The sequence below is a fragment of the Campylobacter sp. CFSAN093260 genome (genome assembly GCF_012890095.1).
Lineage (GTDB): Bacteria > Campylobacterota > Campylobacteria > Campylobacterales > Campylobacteraceae > Campylobacter_D > Campylobacter_D jejuni.
In genome coordinates, this window is record NZ_CP040618.1 from 653,173 (window position 1) to 670,549 (window position 17,377).

The window sequence follows — 17,377 nt, forward strand, 5'->3', positions numbered from 1 at the left end:
AAGTATTTTTAAAAATTTGACATTTTAAATTATATCTAAAAAACTTTAAAGACTTGTGCTTATTTATAAAAATGATTTTTTAGTTGGAATTAATTTTCTTTGGATAAAATTTTAATTAAAAAATAAAGCGTGGATTATGAAAAAATTTAAAGAATTTAGCCTTCGTTTTTTATTTAAAGTATCAGAGCAACCTGTTCTTATAAGAGATTTATTAGAGGCAAATGCACTTTTTAACGATGGAATGCTTGTAGATCCTTCTAAGCTAAATTTTAATTTCAAAATTCTAAATTCTTATATTTATTTTGGTGTTTTTTGCGCTGTGATTTTATTGCCATTGCTTTTGATTACTCATTATTTTTTAACAAAGCTTGACTTTCATATAAGCATAGTGAGCGCTGTTATGGTTACTGCTTGTGTATTTATAGGATATGATATTTTTAAAGTTTATACTCGCAAAATAATCTCAAAAAAAATAATACAAAAAGCCTGGGCTTTACACTTTCCTTATTTTGCTTATGAAAAGTACTCTACAATGGCGGGTGAATTTTATAAAGAAGCTTTAAAAGAAGAAATTCCAAAAGCAAATTTAGAGCAGTATGTTTTAGATAAGATTATTCATTCTAAATAATCTAAAATTTGATTTTGGAATCGCATATTTTCAAGTCTTCTTTTTAAGTCTTTATTTTCCTCGTTTAAAACACTTTCTTCTGTTCTTAATGTAGCAATCTCTCTACTAAGATAATAAATTTGATTTCTAATATAAATTTGTGGGGCAAATAAAAATAATGCAAAACTAACAAGTAAAGCTGCAAAAAGAAGATGATTGAAGTTTAGGTTTCTATCTTCTTTGGTAGCATTAGAGAAGCCTTCTAGTAAAATATTTTTTGCCTTTTGAGCATCTTCATCATTTTGTTGTTTTTCTTGAGCTTGATTAGATGGTTTTGGAAGTTCTTGTTTATTTTCTTGTGGTGTTATTTTTTTTTGTAAATTTTCTAAACTTTTCTTGATATTAGGTTGATTTTTAACATCTAGTTTTTTTTCTATAATTAGAGGTTTTTGTATTTTAGTTTCTGTTTTTTGAATTTTTTCTATAGAATTTGTAAGTTCCTTTTTTTCTTGTTTTGTTTGAGTGGTAGCTTGATTGCTTTTTGTTTGAATTTGTGTTTTGGTTTGGATATTTTTTATTTCATTTGCTTTTTTTCTGCTAAATAAAAAATTTTTTTTAGTTTTTTTATTTTCTTCTTTTCTTCTTTCTTTCATTTTGGAAAAAATTTTTTTAGCAAGAGATTGCTTTTCTTCTAATTTAACATTGATTAGATCTTCTTTTAAATATATATTTGATTTTTTAGTATGTTTTGACTCATACTCTTCATCGAGTTCTTCTAAGAATTTATTAGGAGTCTTTTTTTTAAAACGACGTCTTAAAATATCATCGCTAGAAATTTCATCTCTTAAATCATCATCAAGCGGTTTGCCTTGATTTATGGCGCGAGAAAATTTCAGCATTTTTTGGCGTATGTTTTGGCGTTCTTTTATAAAATCATCTTCTAGCATTATTTATTGTCCAAATTATTAAAATAAAAAGCCCGCATTTTAGCACAACTAGAGCGAGAATTTTTTAAAAGTTCTTCCTTGCTCGCACTTATAGCTTTTTTAGTTATTATTTGTCCTAGGCTATGGTTATTTCCACATTCGCAACGCATTATTTTTTCATTGCAAATGCAGTTTTTTGACCATTTTTTGAAAAATTGTTTTACTATTCTATCTTCTAAAGAATGAAAGCTAATGATAGCTAAAATGCAATTTTTTGGTTTTAAATTTTCTAAATGTTCAAGAAAATCTTTAAGCACTTTAAGTTCTTGATTTACTTCTATTCTAATGGCTTGAAATGCTAAAGTAGCTTTGGAAATTTTTCTATGATTTTGTTTACCTTTTCCTATGATTTGATAAAGCTCTTTGGCACTTTTGATTGGATTTTTACTTCTTTCTAGGCAAATTTTTTCAGCAATAAAATGTGCATCATGTAATTCTCCATAATCTTTAAAAATGGAAGTTAATTGCTCTTTTGTATAAGTATTAATAATCTTATAAGCCGATATTTTGGAGTTTTGATTCATTCTCATATCCAAAAAGTCAGAATTTACACTAAAACCTCTTTCGTTATTATCAAGCTGAAATGAAGAAACTCCAATGTCTGCTAAAATACCTCTTAATTCTTCTTTATGTGAAATTTTTTCTAAAACTTCACTAAAATTACTTTGCATAAAAGTTATCCTATTGCGAAAATCTTTAAGACGTTTTTTAGAAAATTCTAAAGCTTGTTGATCTTGATCACAAGCAATGAATTTAAGATCAGGATGATTTTTAAGCAAAGCTTCACTATGTCCGCCAAATCCTAAAGTGCAGTCTAAAAAATAACCTGTTTTAAGATTTTTAAAAATCTCTTGAACTTCATTAAGCAAAACTGGGATATGAGGAATTTCCAAAATCAATCCTAATAAATTTTTATAAATTATAATTATAACTAAATTTCATTGTAAAAATCATAAAATTTAAAGAACAAATATTTTTTGGTAAAAATTTTATAATTAAACTCCACTTAAACACTTCTACGATACAATATCTAGTTTAAATTTAATCAAGGAATGATATGCTTACTTGGATGCAACATCACAAAAAATATCTTGTTGTTACTATATGGGTTAGTACTATAGCTTTTGTTGGCGCTGGCTTTTTAGGTTGGGGTGCTTATGATTTTAATCTCAATAGAAGTTCGAGTGTTGCAACTGTAGGAAATGAAAAGATAGGTTTTAGTGAATTTGATACTAGATATAGACAAATTTTAAGTTATTATAATCAAATTAGCAATGGTGCTTTAACTCCAGAAAATGCTGAGCAACTAGGCATTAAAAATATAGCTTTAAGCTCTCTTGTTGAAGATAAGCTTTTGTTAAATTTTGCCAAAGATTTGGGTATTGGCGTAAACGAGAATGAAATTTTACAAAAACTTGCAAATACTAGAGAATTTCAAGATCCTACAGGGGATTTTAACAAAACAATTTATTATGAACTTTTAAATGCCAATAATTTAACTCCAAAAGATTATGAAACACAACTTGCAAATGAAGTAATTGCCGATAAACTTAATCAAATTTTTAATATTCCTAGCAAAGATGAGGAATTAAAAATGTTAGCTTCTAGTTATTTTATGCAAGATGCTTTAAGTATTGCAAAAATTGATTATGACAAAAAAAATATTAAGATTAACGAAGAGGATTTAAAAAAGCTTTGGAATGAACATAAAGAAGATTATAAAACTAAAAAAATATATGAAATTTCAACTTATTTTTTGCCAGTTAGCAATGAGAAAATTGACGACAAAGAATTAGAAAAATTTTATAATCAAGATGAAAATAAACTAAAATATAAAGATTTTGCAGGTAAAGTGATGGATTTTCAGTCTGCTAAAAATGAAGTTGCTAAAGATTACGCCTTAATGCAACTAAAGAATGTGGCTAATGCTAAATTTTTAGATTTAAAAAATGGGAAAGATAATTTTCAAAAAGATCAAAATATTAGTGAATCTGATGTTTATTATCCAATTGATCTTTTGAATAAAGCTAAAAATGGAGATGTTTTACGGCCAGCACCTTATAATAACGGATATATCATAGTTAAACTAAATAAAGTAGATCCTATAAGAAATAAAACTTTTGAAGAAGCTAGAGAAGAAGTTTTACCTATGTATTTAAGCGAACAAACTAGAAAAAATTTAGAAGAAAAAGCTAAAAATAGTTTAGTAAATTTTAAAGGCGATGATATAGGCTTTGTAAGTCGAGATAGTTCTCGCGAGAGTGTAAAGGTTAGCGATAAAATATTAAACGATTCTGAATTTGCTTATTTTTTAATGAATGTATTTAATACTGATCAAAATAGTTCTTATGTGGTCATTAATGACAATAAAGCAATATTATATAAAATAAATAAACAAAAATTAGATATGAACTCCGATAAATTTGAACAATACAAAACTATGCTTGAACAAAATTTGCAAAATTTAAAAGCAAATGAGCTTAAGCAAGAACTTGTTGATGAACTTAAAAAGATATATCCGATAAAAATTTATTATAAAGGGAATTGATTTTGAATATATTAGGAATTGACTTAGGCTCAACCCAGACTTGTGCCATTATTGCTCAAAAAGATGAAGATGGATTAAAAATTATTGGTTTTTCCAAGTCGAAAACCAACGGGGTTAAAAAAGGTGCCATTACCAATATAGAGCTTGCTTCTAAATCTATTGAAGAGGCTGTTAGAAGTGCTGAGATGATGAGCGGAGTTCATTATGATAGGGTTGTGGTGTCTATATCAGGTGCTTATACTAAAAGCGTTGATAGCATAGGTGTTGTTAATATTCCAAATCATGAAATAGGCATTAAAGAAATTCATCGTGCTGTAAGTACAGCTAAGCATACTGCCAATCTACCAAGTGGTTATGAAATTATCCATGTTTTGCCTTATAATTTTAAGGTTAATGATCTTGAACATGTTGATGATCCTTTGGGAATGAGTGGTAATCGTTTAGAAGTTTCAACCCATATAGTGATTTCACAAGAATCTCATATTAAAAATCTTAAGAAAGCAGTTGAATTAGCTGATTTAAGAGTGGATAATATAGTTCTTTCAGGATATGCTTCAGCTATAGCTTGTTTAGATGATAGCGAAAAGGAATTAGGTGCTGTTTTGATTGATATGGGTGGAGCGATTTGTGATATGGTTGTTCATACTGGAAATTCAATTAGATATAATGATTGTTTGCAAATTGGCTCGATTAATATCACCCAAGATTTATCAATGGCATTGCATACACCTTTAAAAGAAGCAGAAAAAATCAAGCTTAATTATGCAGCTCTTTCACAACAGCCTAATACCCTTATACAAATTCCTTCAATGGGTGATGAAAGAAAAGTTAATGAAGTTTCTTTGGATATTATTTCAAACGTAATTTATGCAAGAGCGGAAGAAACTTTGATGATTTTGGCAAAAATCTTAAGTGATAATCGTTATGCCAATGCTATAGGTGGCGGAGTTGTTTTAACAGGTGGAATGACTAAGTTAGCAGGTATTGATGAGCTAGCTCCTGCAACATTTGATAATCGCTCAGTTAGACTGGCTACTGCAAGAAAAGATTTGATTACTGGTTTTAGTGAAATTTTTAATGATCCTGAAAATACTTGTGCTATAGGACTTTGTTTATATGGAGCGGGATATTTTACGCCTTATGAACTTGATTCTAATGAGAAATTAAGATATAAAGGGGAAATTGAAAATTTTAATCGTCAAATTAAACAAGATATTGTTTTGCAAAAAGATACAGAAAGTGAAATAAAATCTGATTTTTTTGATGAAAATTTGCAAGAAAATGATACAATTGCAATACAAGAACAATTAGATTTTAAAGAGCCAAAAGAAAAAAAACCTAGTGTTTTTTCAAATATCTGGCATAAAATTATGAATCAATTTTAACAAGGAGAAATTTTTATGAGTGAATTTTTAGTAGAAGAAATGCAACATAATAAAGGTGCAAAAATTAAGGTTATAGGCTGCGGTGGCGGTGGCGGTAATATGATTAACCATATGGTTAAAATGGGATTAAATGATCTTGATTTAATTGCAGCGAATACTGATGCACAAGCTATTTCAATTTCATTAGCAAAAACTAAAATTCAACTTGGCGAGAAAAAAACTAAAGGTTTGGGCGCTGGTATGCTTCCTGAAGTAGGTGCAGAAAGTGCTAGAGAAAGTTTTGAAGAAATAAAAGCAAGTCTTAGTCAAAGTGATATTGTATTTATTGCTTCAGGTTTTGGTGGAGGTACTGGAACGGGTGCCACTCCAGTTATTGCACAAGCAGCTAAAGAGATTGGAGCTTTAACTGTTTCTGTTGTAACTATGCCTTTTGCATTCGAAGGAAAACAAAGAAAAAAACTTGCTGAAAGCGGTCTCCTTGAGCTTAAAAAAGAAAGTGATTCTATTCTTGTAATTCAAAATGAAAAATTATTGAGCATTATTGATAAAAAAGCAGGCATTAAAGATGCTTTTAGGTTGGTTGATGATATTTTAGCTCGTGCTGTAAAAGGTATGGTGTCTATCTTACTTGATAATGGAGATATTAATGTTGACTTTGCGGATGTAAGAACCATCATGAGTCATCGCGGACTCGCGCTTATGGGTGTTGGTAGTGCTAGCGGTGAAAATGCTATAGAAGAGGCTCTTTCAAACGCTATAGAATCTCCTTTGCTTGATGGAATGGATATTAAAGGTGCCAAGGGAGTTATTTTACATTTTAAAACAAGTTCTAATTGCTCTTTGTTTGAAATTTCGGCAGCAGCAAATAGTATACAAGAAATTGTTGATGAAAATGCTAAGATTATTTTTGGTTCTACCACAGATGATAGCATGGAAGATAGAGTTGAAGTAACTATTATTGCGACAGGGTTTGAAGATAAAGATACAGTAGCTAAAAAATCTACCGAAGAAGCTCAAGCTTCTAAGAAAAATCCTTATTTAAGTCTTAAAAAGGTAAGCGGTGGTTACGATGAAGAGATAATGGCGCAAATTGAAACACCAACTTTCTTGCGTCGTCAAATGGATTAAAATTGATTTTTAAAGCAAGATTGAGTCAAATCTTGCTTTTTATAGTTTAAAATTCTCTCCTAATAATCTTTCAAATATTTATTTTTCTTTGTTTTTAAAAGTTGGAACACTCTTTGCTTTTATAGTTATAAAATCTTAAATTTATAGGTGAAAATATGCAAAATGGATATTATCAAGCAACTGGCGGAATGGTAACTCAGTTTAATAAACTTGATGTGATTACTAATAATCTTGCCAATATCAATACAAGTGGATATAAAAGAGATGATGTGGTTATTGCAGATTTTAAAAGGATTTTTAAAGAAACTCAGGATGAGTTGCCTATAGAAAATCACACAAGAGATGCATCTCGTTTTGTAAATACTACAATAGATGGCATCCCGCAAGTTTCTCAAGAATATACGGATTTCAGCCTAGGTTCTTTAAAGGCCACAAACAATCCTTTGGATTTGGCAATGACTAGAGAAGATGCTTTTTATTTGGTTCAGACCAAAGATGGAGAAGTAAGATTAGCCAAAGATGGAAATTTTCAACTTGATGATGAGGGTTATTTGGTAAATAAGCAAGGATACAAGGTATTAAGTAGTGATTATTTTAATAATCCTCAGAATGCTGGCATACGCATTCCTAATGGTGCTGTTCAAATTAGCGTTGATAAAAACGGAAGCATTGAAGTTGATGGAGCTCAAAATGCAAGATTATTTGTAGCACAAGTAGATGATATAAGAGCTTTGCAAAAAGATGGGGATAATGTCTATAAAATAGATGATCTAACCCGTATTAGAGATTTGAAAAACTCCAATGCTATTCGCCAAGGTTTTTCTCAGGGATCAAATGTTAATCCAGTTACTGAAATGGTAGGACTGATTGAAGCAAACAGAATGGTAGAAATGTATCAAAAAGTTATGACAGCTCATATGGATGACTTAAATCAAGAAGCTATCAATAAGCTTGCAGCTGTTAAATAATTTAAAATAAAATAAAAAAGGATTAAAAATGATGAGATCACTTCATACTGCTGCTACAGGAATGGTAGCGCAGCAAACACAAATTGATGTTACTTCAAATAACATCGCCAATGTTAATACAGCAGGTTTTAAGAAAAGTCGCGCAGAATTTGCTGATCTTATGTATCAAGTTATGAAGTATGCAGGAACTTCAACTTCAGCTACTACTCTTTCTCCTTCGGGTATAGAAGTGGGTGTGGGTGTGCGTCCAACAGCGGTAACTAAAGTTTTTACTGAAGGAAATTTAAAATCAACAAGTACTGATGGTCTTGATATGGCTATTGCAGGTAATGGGTTTTTTCAAATACAACTTCCTGATGGCACTATAGGATATACTAGAAATGGGCAATTTACAAAAGATAATGAAGGTAATATTGTAAATTCAGATGGTTATAGACTTTTACCTGAAATGACAATACCTGAAGGCGCAACAGCAATTAATGTTGCTACAGATGGAACCGTTTCTGTAATGCTACCAGGGGAGCAACAAGAAACTCAAATTGGCCAAGTGGAGCTAGTTCAGTTTATAAATCCAGCGGGTCTTCATTCTATGGGTGATAATCTTTATCTTGAAACAGGAGCAAGTGGTGCACCTGTTGCGGGTATAGCAGGACAAGATGGGCTTGGAACAATAAGACATGGATTTATAGAACTTAGTAATGTTCAGCTTGTTGAAGAAATGACAGATCTTATCACAGGACAAAGAGCTTATGAAGCGGGTTCTAAGGCCATTACAACAAGTGATGATATGCTAGGAATTGTAAATCAGCTTAAGCGATAGTTGATATAAAATAAATAATTTTTAATTCTTTTTTGTTTAATGGCGTGTTAAACGCCATTAAATTTTTTAGCAAGAGTAGCAAGTTTTAAATTCATAAGCAGTTGGACGAGCTTCTACTGGCCAAACTTGTGTTTCAAATTTTAAATGCTGATAGTCATCGATAAAAATATCGCTCATTACAGGTTTTAAATAAGAATTATGTCGGATTAAAGCTTCTAAACTTCCTCTTAGAGTATGTGGTAATTGCTCTATCCCTTTTTCACGTATTTCATCCAAAGTAAGATCAAATAAATTTTCATCCATAGGACCCACAGGAATGGTTTTATTTTTGATTCCATCAAGACCTGCCATTAAAAGACTAACAAAAGCTAAATAAGGATTAGCAGTGCTATCAGGGAAGCGAATTTCTATACGAGCTGAATTTTTACCTATGCCATAAGGAACGCGACAACTTGCTGATCTGTTTTGACAAGAATAAGTTAAAATACAAGGAGCTTCAAAGCCAGGAACTATTCTTTTGTAAGAGTTGGAACTTGGATTTGTAAAAGCTGCAACACTTCTAGCATTTTTTAAAATTCCACCTATATAATTTATAGCAGTTTGACTAAGTCCACTGTATCCATCTTTATCGTAAAATAAATTTACTCCATCTTTCCATAAGCTCATATGAACATGCATACCATTGCCATTATCTCCGTATAAAGGTTTTGGCATAAAAGTGGCAGTTTTGCCATTTAAATGAGCTACCATTTTTACAACATATTTATAAATTTGAACATTGTCAGCTGCTTCTACAAGCGTGCCAAAATTTACTCCTATTTCAGCTTGTCCTTGTGCAACTTCATGATGATGAACAAAAGTTTTAAGACCTACTTTTTCAAGGGTTTGAACCATTTCAGAACGAATATCTACTAAAGAATCAATTGGCTGAACTGGAAAATATCCACCTTTGTTTCTTGGCCTATGTCCAGTATTGTAGCTATCGGTAAATTCTCTATCATCATTCCACTCTCCTTCTTCGGTATCAACTTCATACTTAGAACAATGAGTAGTATCAACTATTTTTACACTATCAAAAACAAAGAATTCATTTTCTGGTCCAAAGTAAGCAGTATCAGCTATGCCACTATTTTTAAGGTATTCCATTGCTTTTTTTGCTATGCTTCTTGGACATTTTTCATACATTTGTCCTTTGTAAATATCATATACATCACAAAACACTATGATAGTAGGATCAGCCGTAAAAGGATCTAAAAAAGCACTTTGTACATCAGGTTTTAAAATCATATCTGATTTTTCTATAGGTTGCCATCCATGGATTGAGCTTCCATCAAATGGAATACCAGTTTGAAATGTTTCTTCATTGATTGCATGAAGATTATAGGTAATATGATGCCAAGTTCCTATCATATCTGTAAAACGAAAATCAACAAAAAACACTTCATTTTGTTTGCAAAATTTGAAAAAATCATCTATATTATTAACAAATTTTCCCATATTTTTACTCCTTTTATGTAATTAAATTTATAAAATTATATCATAAAATTTTTAATTAAGATTTAATTAATATATTTTTTTTAATAAATTTAAAAATTTAATTTAAAAAGATTAAAAAATAAAAATTTATATTTTTGTTTTAGATAAAATTGATTATAATTTTGAGCAATTATTGAAAATCTAGATTTAAAAAAGGGAAAAAAATGACTCAAGAAGAGCTTGATGCTTTGATGAATGGTGATGTTGATCTTGATTCAGAGACAGAAGCAGAGGTAAAAACCGAAGAATCGAATACCGAAGAAGATGCTTTGATGTTAGAAGATGTCAAAATAGCTGATTACAAACCTAATCCTAGCGTGGTATGGCCACCACCCCCACCAAATCAGGAGCATAAGGTTGTACATCAGTTAGATGATGTTACAAAAGATAGCGAGCTTAAAGCAACGGAAATGATGGATAAGCTTGAAAGTATTAATAATTTTTTTGCGGATTCTGAAAGTTTACTCAAAGAGATAAATAAAGCAATAGAAAAAAATATTGATATTTTTTCTAAACTTAGTGAAAAATTTCCTAATGTGGAAAGTTTCAGTGAAGCTTTAGAATTAAACAATCAAGCTAAAAAAAGTTCTAAGGAGATTGTCGGAAATCTTCAAAGCGGACAAGATGAAGTGATGATGGCAATGGATGCAATGCAGTATCAAGATATACATCGTCAAAAAATCGAACGTGTTATTAATGTAATGCGTGCTTTAAGCCGTTATATGAGTTCCTTATTTGAAGGTAAAATTGATGATAAAAAACGTGTAAGTTCTGCAGTGCATATTGAAGGTGATGGTACTGCTGATGTTGTAAGTAATGATGATATAGAAGCTTTAATTGCAAGTTTAGGGCAAAAATGATCATTCCTGAAATAGTAGCTCCTGCAGGAAATTTCACAAAATTAAAAATTGCTTTAGCTTATGGCGCAGATGCGGTTTATGCGGGTGTGAATAATTTTTCTTTAAGATCACGCACTGCAAGAGAATTTAATTATGAAAGTTTTGAAGAAGCTATCAAATATACTCATGAGCGTGGTAAGAAAATTTATGTTACTTTAAATGGTTTTCATTTGAGTTCTCAAATTGAAGGTTTAAAAAGACATATTTTAAAATTGCGTGAGATGAAACCTGATGCTTTTATTGTAGCTTCTGTTGGAGCTATGCGTCTTGTTAAAGAACTTGCACCTGAAATTTCTTTACATGTTTCTACTCAGGCAAATATTTTAAATTATTTAGATGCTCAAGTTTATAAGGATATGGGTGCTAAAAGGGTTGTAATTGCCAGAGAATTAGGGCTTAAAGACGCTAAAGCTTTAAAGGAAAATTGCGATATTGAACTTGAAGCTTTTGTGCATGGTTCGATGTGTTTTGCTTATTCAGGGCGTTGTTTAATAAGCTCTGTGCAAAGTGGAAGAATGAGCAATCGTGGATCTTGTGCAAATGATTGTAGATTTAATTATGAGCTTTATGCTAAAAATCCAGAAAATGGCACTTTATTTCGCTTAGAAGAAGATGAAAATGGTACTCATATTTTTAATTCTAAAGATTTAAATCTTTGTTCTTATATAGAAAAAATCATGCAAGAAAATTGTATCAGTGCTTTTAAAATAGAAGGGCGTACTAAAAGCGAATATTATGTTGCGCTTACAACAAGGACTTATAAAATGGCCATACAAGATGCTTTAGAGGGTAAATTTGAGTCAAGTAAGTATGAAAAAGAGATTGCTACACTTAAAAATCGTGGTTTTACAGATGGCTATCTTGTTTCGCGTCCTTTAGAAAAAACCGACACACAAAATCATAATACAAGCATAGAAGAAGGTTCTCATCAAGTGCATGCTATAAGCGAAGATGGAAGATTTTTTAAATGTAAAGGGAAAATCGTTTTAAACACGCCTTATGAAATTTTAACCCCTTTAGGCGATGTGATTCAAACTTGCGATAATGAACTAGGTAAAATTTATCAAAAAGAGGGTAAATATTTTATAGAGTTTAAAAAACTTATTGCTAAAAACAATAAAGAATTTAGCGAAATTCATAGCGGTAATGAACATGAAATCCAATTACCAAATAAAATCAGTGCATTAAGTTTTTTAAGAAAGGAAATATAGATGAATTTTGTTTCTATTTTAATGGGAAGCAAGAGTGATTATGAGACTATGAAAGAGGCTGCTAAAACTTTAGAAAGTTTTGGTGTAAAGTATGAACTTATCATCTCATCAGCTCATCGTAGTCCAAAAAGAACAAAAGAGTATATTGCAAATGCTGAAGAAAAAGGTGTGAAGGTTTTTATAGCAGCAGCTGGAATGGCAGCGCATTTAGCTGGAGCTGTTGCAGCTTATACAACAAAACCTGTTTTAGGAGTGCCTATGTCAGGAAGTAATCTTGCAAGTATGGATTCTTTGTTTTCTACGGTGCAAATGCCTAGTGGAATTCCTGTAGGAACTTTAGCTATTGGTAAGGCTGGAGCAATCAATGCTGCTTATTTGGCTATGCAAATTTTAGCTATTTATGATGTTGATTTAGCACAAAAGCTTAAAGAAGATCGTCTTGAAAAAGAAAAAAAACTTGTATCTGATTCAAAAGAAGTAGAAGTTTTATTATAAGGGATAAAAATGCAAACCTATCTTGAACTTGAAGAATTTTGTAAACTTGTGCATTTAAATGAAGATGTGGTTAAGGGTATGATGGCCAATGGGGCTTTAAATTTTAAAGAAGAAGAGGGTAAAATTTACATCGAAGCTCATCAAGGTACTTTTAGTGTAGTGCCTAGTTCTGCAAAATCTCAAACTGCAATGGTAAATTCAATGACTTTAGCAGGAGAAAGTTTTGTTGAAAAAACAATAGGAACTATTTTAAATTTACATGAAAAAGTTTTAGATGCTAAAGATGAAACACTTGAAGCATTAAAAAATGAAAATAAATTTTTAAAAGATGCCCTTTATTCTATGCAAGAGCTTTATGATGAAGATAGAAAAACTATAGAAACCTTAAACAATGAGTTAAAACATGCGCGTGAAGAGATAGAATTTCTCAAGCGTAAATATAAATTAATGTGGAGTAAAACTGCAGAAATTTTTGGAGCTAAGACAGAGCCTGATTTGGAAATGAATAAAAATTTAGAAAAACCTATTGAAAATATGGAACAATAAAGAGAGATACAATGACTTTTTCACAAATGATACTTAATTTGCAAAATTATTGGCAAGAGCAAGGTTGTGCGATTATGCAACCTTATGATATGCCAGCAGGTGCAGGAACCTTTCATCCAGCAACTTTTTTAAGAAGTTTAGGAAAAAAACCTTGGGCAGCTGCTTATGTGGCTCCAAGTAGAAGGCCTACTGATGGACGTTATGGTGAAAATCCTAATCGCTTAGGTGCTTATTATCAATTTCAAGTTTTGATTAAACCTAGTTCTGATAATATTCAAGAATTATATCTTAAAAGTCTTGAAAATTTGGGTTTTGATTTAAAAAGTCATGATATTCGTTTTGTTGAAGATAATTGGGAGAGTCCAAGTTTGGGTGCTTGGGGTTTAGGCTGGGAAGTATGGCTTGATGGTATGGAAGTCACTCAATTTACTTATTTTCAGCAAGTTGGTGGTATAGCAGTAGATTTAGTAAGTGCTGAAATTACCTATGGTCTTGAAAGAATAGCCATGTATCTTCAAAATGTTGATAATGTTTATGATATAGTTTGGAGTGAATTTAATGGAGAAAAAATTAAATACGCAGATGTGCATAAGCAAAGTGAATATGAATTTAGTAAATACAATTTTGAAGTAAGTGATATTAAAATCTTAAATGAGCAGTTTGAAAACTCTTACAAAGAATGTAAAAATATTTTAGAACAAGGATTAGCTTTACCTGCTTATGATTATTGTATGCTTGCTGCACATACTTTTAATCTTTTGGATGCAAGAGGAGCAATTTCTGTAGCACAAAGACAAGATTATATGTTAAAAATTCGTGAACTTTCAAAAAATTGTGCTGAAATTTATAAGAAAAATTTAAATGAAACTGAGTGAAATTTATAATTTTTTAGATCAATTAAGCCCCTTTAATATCCAAGAATCATGGGATAATAGCGGAATTTTACTTGGAGATAGGGATAGTGAAATTTCAACTGTTTATTTAAGCTTAGATATTGATGAAAATATCATTAAAGAAGCGAGTGAAAATTCTTTAATTATCACACATCACCCTTTGATATTTAAAGGTTTAAAAGATTTATATGACAAGACTTATCCTAGGGCTTTTATCAAAGAAATGATTTGTAAAAATATTTCTTTAATCAGCATGCATACAAATTACGATTTAAGTCATTTAAATACTTATTTTACGGAAGAAATTTTAGGTTTTAAAATTTCTTTTAAAGACGAATTTTTAATTTATGTAGAAAATTCTATATCTTTTGAAGCTTTGTGTGACTGGGTGAAAAAAAAGTTAAATTTACAAATTTTACGTGTAAGTGATTGTGGCAAAAAAGACATTAAGCGTATTGCTATATGTACTGGAAGCGGCGGGGATTTAATTTCTAAAGTAGATGCAGATTGTTTTTTAAGTGGAGATTTTAAATATCATCAAGCTTTAGAGGCGCTTAGCAATCAAATCAGTCTTATTGATTTAGGTCATTTTGAAAGTGAGAGATATTTTTCTCAATGTTTAGCAAAAGACTTGAAAAATTTGCCACTACAAGTTATAATAACAGTTTCAAAAAATCCATTTCAATATTTTTAAGGAAAATAAATGAATAAATATCTCAAACAATTAGTGCTTTTATCAAAAATAGATCAAGAAATTGATAGTTATGAACCAAAAATAGACAGTATTAATAGGACTTTAAAAGATGCTGAGTTAAAAATAGGAAAAATCAACGCAGATTTAGAAAAAATCGATGAAGAAATCAAAGATATAGAAAATCAAAAAATACAAAATAATGCTCATATTTCCGAGTTTTCAGCAAAAATTAAAGATCTTTCTAAAAAAAGTGGTGTGGTAAAAACAGAAAAAGAAGCTAATGCTTTAAAAATTGAAGAAGATATTGCAAAAGAGCAATTAGACGCTGCAAATGATGAGATTGTAAGACTAGATAAAATTTTAGAGAATAAAGAAACTTATAAAAAAGAACTTGAAGAAGAAAAAATCAAACAAGAGCAAAATATTAACGAGATTAGAGTAAGCATTAAATCTGAAATGGAAGTTCTTGAAAAAGATAGAATGAGTGTTTATGATAAAAAAACTAAACTTGTGAGTGAGATGAATCAAAAAGTTTTAAGTTTTTATGAGAAAATTCGCAAATGGGCGAAGAATACTGCTGTAGTTCCTGTTAAAAAACAAGCATGCTATGGATGTTTTATGAAAATTTACGATAAGACTTATCTGTCCGTTGTAAAAGGTGAAGAGATTGTAACTTGTCCTCATTGCGGAAGAATTCTTTATAAAGAGCAAGAAGAACAAAATTGATCTTTTTTTATTATTTTTTAACTTGGACGGCATTTTTATTTTGTGCCGTCTTTATTCTTTTACTTTCTTTTTTAAAATCCAAATACAAAATTAGTTTAAAATCTCGATTTTTTCTTTATAAAAATTTACATCAAGAAAAAGCTGATGTACATTTTCATGCTTGTTCTTACGGGGAGGTAAGAAGTATTAAAGCTTTGGTTTTGAAATTTGATTCAAGAATAACTACTATTACTCAAACAGGTTTTGAATGTGCAAAAGAATTTTGTAAAAAGGTAAATTATCTTGCTTTTGAAAATTTTTTGCCTTTTTGGCTTAAGCCTTGTAAGGTTTTGGTAATTTTTGAAGCAGAATATTGGCTTATGCTTGTTTTTATGGCACGTATTTATAAGGCTAAGATTATTTTGCTTAATGCGAGAATATCTGATAAGTCTTATCATTCTTATCAAAGATTTTCTTTTTTTTATAAAAAAATTTTTTCTTATATTGATGAAGTTTTTGCTCAAAGTGATTTAGATAAAGCAAGACTTGAAAGTTTGGGAGCTAAAAATGTTAAAATTTTTAAAAATATTAAGGCAAATTTAGAAATTAAAAATAATAAAATTTATACCAAACCTAAGGAAAAACTTATCATTTTTGCCAGTACGCATAAAGATGAAGAAGAGCTTTTGCTTGATCATTTTAAACTAGAAGAAAATGAAAAACTCATTATCGCCCCACGACACCCTGAACGTTTTAAAGAAGTTGAAAATTTGCTTTTAAACAAAGGTTTAGAATTTGAAAAATTTAGTTCTTTAAAAGATGAAAATAAGAAATTTTCTAAAAAAATTTTGCTTTTAGATGCTTTAGGGGAGCTTGTAAATTTTTATGCAATTTCTGATGTTGTTGTGCTTGGAGGTTCTTTCATAGAAGGCATAGGAGGACACAATCCTATAGAAGCGGCATATTTTGACAATGTATTAATCAGTGGGAAATTTATTCACAATCAAAAGGTTTTGTTTGAAGAAGTGGAAAATGTATATTTTTGTGAAAAATTAAAGGATTTAAATGATAAAGTTCATTATTTAAATTTAAAAGCTAAAATTTCCAAAAAAGAAAATTTAGATCTTATCATACAAACTATACAAAAGGGAATTGATGCAAGAAAAAGCTTATAAACTCTTAGCTTTGCAAGAAAAAATTTCAAATCGTGAAGCTAAAGATTTGATTGATAAGGGTTGTGTTTTTTCATATGGAAAAAAAGTTGTGGTTGCTAGAGCTTTGATGAGCGATAAGGCAAGATTTAATGTGATAAAAGCTAAAAATCCTCAAATTATTTTTGAAGATGATAAGATTATTGCTATTAATAAACCTTATGCTTATGTGAGTGAAGATTTAGAGAAAAAATTTAATGCCAAGCTTTTAAATCGTTTAGACAAAGAAACAAGTGGTGTGATTTTGCTTTGTAAAGATGAAGATTTTAGAAAGCTTTGTATAGAAGAATTTAAAAAACACAGGGTTTATAAAAGTTATATTGCGGTTTTAGATGGGGTTTTGGCTGAAGAGGTTGAAGTGAATGAACCTATTTTTACTATAAAAGTAAAAGGCGGGGCGTTAAGTAAAGTTTCAAAAGATGGTTTAAGTGCCTTAAGTATCATTACTCCTATCATGATGCAGTCAAAAAAAACCTTAGCAAAAATAGTTATTCAAACAGGTAGAACTCATCAAATCAGAGTGCATGCTAAATTTATAAAACATGGCGTTGTAGGTGATGAAAAATATGCTAAAATTTCAAGCGATAGAATGTATTTGCATAGCTATGAAATTAAAATTTTTAATTATCATTTTAGGGCTAATTTAGATAGTGGTTTTGCAAAATTTGGCTTTGATATAAAAAATTTAGATTTTTAAAGCCATTTAAGAAAAAATTTTGTATAATGCAAGGTTTAATTTAAAAAT

Annotated in this window: 18 protein-coding genes; 15 read left to right on the forward strand and 3 right to left on the reverse strand. The window is 30.1% G+C overall.

Annotation, left to right across the window (positions count from 1 at the left end):
* Nucleotides 1-136 precede the first annotated feature (136 nt).
* Nucleotides 137-628, forward strand: a complete 492-nt coding sequence (locus FBF22_RS03365; protein WP_002852223.1) for a hypothetical protein — start codon at nt 137-139, stop codon at nt 626-628.
* Here the strand turns inward: FBF22_RS03365 and FBF22_RS03370 are convergent.
* A complete protein-coding gene (locus tag FBF22_RS03370; RefSeq protein ID WP_002852050.1) occupies nt 616-1,554 on the reverse strand; it encodes a hypothetical protein in 939 nt (312 codons plus the stop codon). The genes FBF22_RS03365 and FBF22_RS03370 overlap by 13 nt on opposite strands.
* On the reverse strand, nt 1,554-2,492 hold the full coding sequence (gene rsmH / locus FBF22_RS03375) for a 16S rRNA (cytosine(1402)-N(4))-methyltransferase RsmH (protein ID WP_079264883.1): 939 nt from the start codon (nt 2,490-2,492) through the stop codon (nt 1,554-1,556). The genes FBF22_RS03370 and rsmH overlap by 1 nt, the downstream gene beginning before the upstream one ends.
* A gap of 158 nt (nt 2,493-2,650) precedes the next feature.
* Between rsmH and FBF22_RS03380 the strand changes: the two genes are divergently transcribed.
* The 5 genes from FBF22_RS03380 (at nt 2,651) to flgG (ending at nt 8,442) form a co-directional block, all read left to right on the forward strand.
* On the forward strand, nt 2,651-4,141 hold the full coding sequence (locus FBF22_RS03380) for a peptidylprolyl isomerase (RefSeq protein WP_002864745.1): 1,491 nt from the start codon (nt 2,651-2,653) through the stop codon (nt 4,139-4,141).
* Entirely contained in the window at nt 4,138-5,526 is a 1,389-nt protein-coding gene (gene ftsA / locus FBF22_RS03385; RefSeq protein WP_002859607.1) for a cell division protein FtsA, read from the forward strand. Before FBF22_RS03380 ends, ftsA begins: the two co-directional genes overlap by 4 nt.
* Nucleotides 5,527-5,541: 15 nt before the next feature.
* On the forward strand, nt 5,542-6,654 hold the full coding sequence (gene ftsZ / locus FBF22_RS03390) for a cell division protein FtsZ (RefSeq protein ID WP_002852071.1): 1,113 nt from the start codon (nt 5,542-5,544) through the stop codon (nt 6,652-6,654).
* 155 nt (nt 6,655-6,809) lie between these two features.
* The gene (locus FBF22_RS03395) at nt 6,810-7,622 is read left to right on the forward strand and encodes a flagellar hook-basal body protein (RefSeq protein WP_002869823.1); all 813 of its coding nucleotides are present in this window, start codon (nt 6,810-6,812) and stop codon (nt 7,620-7,622) included.
* Nucleotides 7,623-7,650: 28 nt separating this feature from the next.
* On the forward strand, nt 7,651-8,442 hold the full coding sequence (gene flgG / locus FBF22_RS03400; RefSeq protein WP_002852142.1) for a flagellar basal-body rod protein FlgG: 792 nt from the start codon (nt 7,651-7,653) through the stop codon (nt 8,440-8,442).
* A gap of 66 nt (nt 8,443-8,508) precedes the next feature.
* Here flgG and glnA read toward each other — a convergent pair whose 3' ends face one another.
* The gene (gene glnA / locus FBF22_RS03405; RefSeq protein ID WP_002884645.1) at nt 8,509-9,939 is read right to left on the reverse strand and encodes a type I glutamate--ammonia ligase; all 1,431 of its coding nucleotides are present in this window, start codon (nt 9,937-9,939) and stop codon (nt 8,509-8,511) included.
* A gap of 203 nt (nt 9,940-10,142) precedes the next feature.
* On the opposite strand from glnA, the gene FBF22_RS03410 reads away from it, so the two are divergent.
* The 9 genes from FBF22_RS03410 to FBF22_RS03450 are packed head-to-tail and all read left to right on the forward strand — an operon-like array spanning nt 10,143 to nt 17,329.
* Entirely contained in the window at nt 10,143-10,838 is a 696-nt protein-coding gene (locus tag FBF22_RS03410; protein ID WP_002859609.1) for a hypothetical protein, read from the forward strand.
* The gene (locus tag FBF22_RS03415; RefSeq protein ID WP_002852318.1) at nt 10,835-12,088 is read left to right on the forward strand and encodes a peptidase U32 family protein; all 1,254 of its coding nucleotides are present in this window, start codon (nt 10,835-10,837) and stop codon (nt 12,086-12,088) included. The genes FBF22_RS03410 and FBF22_RS03415 overlap by 4 nt, the downstream gene beginning before the upstream one ends.
* Complete coding sequence (gene purE / locus FBF22_RS03420; protein WP_002852194.1) at nt 12,089-12,583, forward strand: 5-(carboxyamino)imidazole ribonucleotide mutase; 495 nt, start codon at nt 12,089-12,091, stop codon at nt 12,581-12,583.
* A gap of 9 nt (nt 12,584-12,592) precedes the next feature.
* The gene (locus tag FBF22_RS03425) at nt 12,593-13,129 is read left to right on the forward strand and encodes a DUF3972 domain-containing protein (RefSeq protein ID WP_002852251.1); all 537 of its coding nucleotides are present in this window, start codon (nt 12,593-12,595) and stop codon (nt 13,127-13,129) included.
* 11 nt (nt 13,130-13,140) lie between these two features.
* Nucleotides 13,141-14,004: a glycine--tRNA ligase subunit alpha gene (glyQ, locus tag FBF22_RS03430; RefSeq protein WP_002885719.1), complete on the forward strand. Its 864-nt coding sequence runs from the start codon at nt 13,141-13,143 to the stop codon at nt 14,002-14,004.
* Nucleotides 13,991-14,716, forward strand: coding sequence for a Nif3-like dinuclear metal center hexameric protein (locus FBF22_RS03435; protein ID WP_002885717.1), 726 nt, complete (start codon nt 13,991-13,993; stop codon nt 14,714-14,716). The genes glyQ and FBF22_RS03435 overlap by 14 nt, the downstream gene beginning before the upstream one ends.
* A gap of 9 nt (nt 14,717-14,725) precedes the next feature.
* Nucleotides 14,726-15,442, forward strand: a complete 717-nt coding sequence (locus FBF22_RS03440) for a zinc ribbon domain-containing protein (protein ID WP_165433246.1) — start codon at nt 14,726-14,728, stop codon at nt 15,440-15,442.
* The gene (gene waaA, locus FBF22_RS03445) at nt 15,439-16,596 is read left to right on the forward strand and encodes a lipid IV(A) 3-deoxy-D-manno-octulosonic acid transferase (RefSeq protein WP_002852277.1); all 1,158 of its coding nucleotides are present in this window, start codon (nt 15,439-15,441) and stop codon (nt 16,594-16,596) included. The genes FBF22_RS03440 and waaA overlap by 4 nt, the downstream gene beginning before the upstream one ends.
* Entirely contained in the window at nt 16,577-17,329 is a 753-nt protein-coding gene (locus FBF22_RS03450) for an RluA family pseudouridine synthase (RefSeq protein WP_002852134.1), read from the forward strand. The genes waaA and FBF22_RS03450 overlap by 20 nt, the downstream gene beginning before the upstream one ends.
* Nucleotides 17,330-17,377: the final 48 nt, after the last annotated feature.